At 42.0% G+C, this 3,199-nt stretch carries 3 protein-coding genes; all 3 read right to left on the bottom strand.

Going from position 1 to position 3,199, the window contains the following annotated elements:
- Positions 1–86: 86 nt before the first annotated feature.
- The gene (locus AC29Z1_RS15570) at positions 87–1,115 is read right to left on the bottom strand and encodes a hypothetical protein (RefSeq protein ID WP_488272370.1); all 1,029 of its coding nucleotides are present in this window, start codon (positions 1,113–1,115) and stop codon (positions 87–89) included.
- Between the two features lie 103 nt (positions 1,116–1,218).
- Complete coding sequence (gene secF, locus AC29Z1_RS15565) at positions 1,219–2,133, bottom strand: protein translocase subunit SecF (RefSeq protein ID WP_488272369.1); 915 nt, start codon at positions 2,131–2,133, stop codon at positions 1,219–1,221.
- Positions 2,134–2,146: 13 nt separating this feature from the next.
- Positions 2,147–3,199, bottom strand: a 1,053-nt coding sequence (gene secD, locus AC29Z1_RS15560; protein WP_488272368.1) for a protein translocase subunit SecD, incomplete at its 5' end; no start/stop codon positions are given.

Genomic DNA, 3,199 nt, shown 5'->3' with positions numbered 1-3,199 from the left:
GACCGGTTAGCATAATAAATATGATAAGAAAATTAACCAACAACAGTTATTTACCTCATTTCCTGTCTTTATACCTGTTGGTAACACTAGTTTGACTTATTATTTTCTTGTTTATGTAGGAAATAAGCTATGCAGCCAATAAACAACGTCATTATTACCCCGGTGGCGCTCATAAACATAAGAATGAGTTCAAAATTAGCAAAACTTCCAACCCATACAAATAGAGCAGCTAACCCTAAAGCCTGCCAAAAGTTTAGTTTGGTAATTACGCTTAGCTGTTTTGTATTGACCAGCATGGCCGGAACCATGGTATTGATTAAGATGCAAAATAAGATACTGTTAAATCCAAAAGCCAGCCAAGTGCCAAACGTTCTATCGGCAACTGTCCGTAATGGCAGTAAATCAGAAACTTCACTGGTTAATGCTAAATGAGCTAATATGAGCGTAAAAAAGCCCTCAAAACATTTTGCCAAAACTGCCAGATATACCCCTGTATACTTTTTTTTTGATAAATAACTCCCTGCTTCCACTACCAGCGCTGAACGCATGCCTCCCGCATTATAGCCAATCAGTGCTAATACTAGAGGCCAACTGATATTTTCCAGAGAAATTAGTTTTTCAAAGGATAGTAGCGGAAGAGTATCTTTGAGCATAATGAGCATAACTCCGGTTGCTGGTATAAACAAAAGAGCCAAATAGTTAGAAAGCTGGAGTATTTCTCGGCCATAACCAGCTGCCAGCAATGAACAAGCCAGTACACAAAGTGGAACAGCAAAGATAAAAGGAATACCCGTAAGCTGCTCTAATAACTGTCCTGCAAAATAACCACCGGTTAATGCACTAGCGGGTAAAGATACCGCTAGTACACAAAATGCCAGCAGCCATTTTCCACGTACACCAAACAGCCGCCTAACGACAACTGTCAACTCGCGCCCGCTTCTTACACCAATCCAGGCAGATATGCCTGCAACTATGGAGCCAAATATCATATAAGCCAGAAATACGGTAGCATAAATGCCATTACCTAATAGCGAAGCCATGGCTGGAACAACAGCTACATTATCACCAGCAATATGAACAATGGCCAGTGACAATGCCGGTAGTATTACTCCCATACGTATCGCCCCCTGCCTGCTAATAGGATATTAGTTTGGAGCGTTAATGGTGCAAAAAGAGCCTGAGGTTATTTTCTCAGGCTCTTGCTATAGATATGATTATTTACTTGGCGGTTTTGGCTTTCATTCTAATACGCCGCTTTTCATCATATTCTTTCCAGTCAACCCATAACTGGCTGGAGGTAAAGATCGAAGAATAGGCACCAATACTAATACCTATTATCAGCGCTAACGAAAAATTCTTTGTGGTTTCGCCACCAAATAAGTAGAGAGAGCCAGCGGCCAACAGCACGGTTAATACCGTATAGATTGAGCGGGTCATTGTCTGCCAGATGCTGCGGTTAACCAGTTCTTCGATATCATCGTTCTTTTTGTAGTTTCTAAGATTTTCTCTAATTCTATCAAAAATAACAATCGTATCATTAATGGAGTAACCAACAATGGTTAATAAGGCAGCGACAAAAGTAGCATCAATCTCTTTTTGCAGAATTGAGAATGCGCCGATGGTAATAAGTACGTCATGAACTAAGCCCAAAATGCCACATACGGCAAATTTGAATTCAAAGCGGTAACTAATATACCCAATCATGAGCACCCAAGAGATTAACAAAGCCAAAATGGCCTGCTGGGTAAGTTCAGAACCAATAACGGCTCCCACCTTTTCCACCCGAAGGACTTCAAATGCCCCAAGCTTGGTTTCAAAGCCTTTCAACACTGCACGGCGCTCATCCTCACTTAAGACATGTGAACGGATAAATACATTGGGCGAAACATCTTCTTGGTCAGATAACGCTAACTGAATGGTACTGTTTTCCAACTGATAATCTTTGAGTACATCTCTCACCTCAGCTACTGTAACAGGCCGAGAGAATTTTAAATCTAACAATGTCCCACCGGTAAAATCAATGCCTAAGTTAAAGCCTTGTATTGCTATAGATATTAGGCCGGAAATGAGAAAGACGGCTGAGAGTAAATACCACCACTTACGTCGTTTTACGATATCAAATTCATACTTCATCGCTTTCTCCCCCCTAAGCCCCGAAAAACTTGCCATTTTTAATAATATTGGCCTGAATCAGCAATCGTAACATAAACCGAGTAGCAGTAATGGCAGTAAACATACTTAAAATAATCCCTAGGCCTAGGGTGATAGCAAAGCCTTTAATCGGTCCTGTTCCCAGGTAAAACAGTACTACTGCGGTAATAAGGGTGGTAACATTGGAGTCAAATATGGTAGCAAATGCACGCGAAAAACCGGCATCTATGGCTGCTCGCAGGGTTTTACCATTACGGTATTCTTCTTTGAAGCGTTCAAAGATGAGTACATTGGCATCTACTGCCATACCCATGGAGAGGATGATACCCGCAATCCCCGGTAGGGTTAAGGTGGCGTCGAGCAATTTTAAGCTAAGTAACAGCAGCAAAACATACAAAACTAAGGCGATATTAGCAACTAAACCAGAAACTCTGTAGAACAGCAGCATAAAGATTACAATGGCCGCAATGCCAATAACAAATGCTTGTATACTCTTGGCTTTTGAATCTTCGCCTAAAGTCGGACCAACAGTCCTGGTTTCTAATACATCCACTTTTACCGGGAGTGCACCTGAACGCAGAAGGATGGCTAGGCGTTCCGCCTCTTCCATGGAGCGATTGCCAGTGATGACGGCCTTGCCATTGGGAATAGGTTCTTGCACGACAGGATTGGTTAAAATCTGTTTGTCCAATAAAATGGCGATATGTTTGCCAACACTTCTGGCTGTCAAATCTGCAAACTTTTTAGCACCTTCATCAGTAAACTCAATAGCAACCAGTTTTTGGCCACTTTGATCAATTTGGGCTCTGGCGTCCTTTAAATCCTTACCAGTTAATACCGTATTACCGCTTTCATCCTGAAACTCCATGAGTGCTGTTTGTCCCAACATTTCAATGGCTTTTTCCGGATCTTTTACGCCAGGTAATTCAACAATGACTCGGCGCTCCCCCTGACGCTGTACAATGGGTTCTGTAAGACCGAGTTCATTAATCCGGCGATCGATAATATGGACAACCCGCTGCATGGCATCATCGTTTACCTTAGCTTC

The organism is Sporomusa sp. (assembly GCF_057736855.1).
Note: the sequence above shows the minus strand (reverse complement) of the source record. Positions and strands in the feature narration are given on the sequence as shown.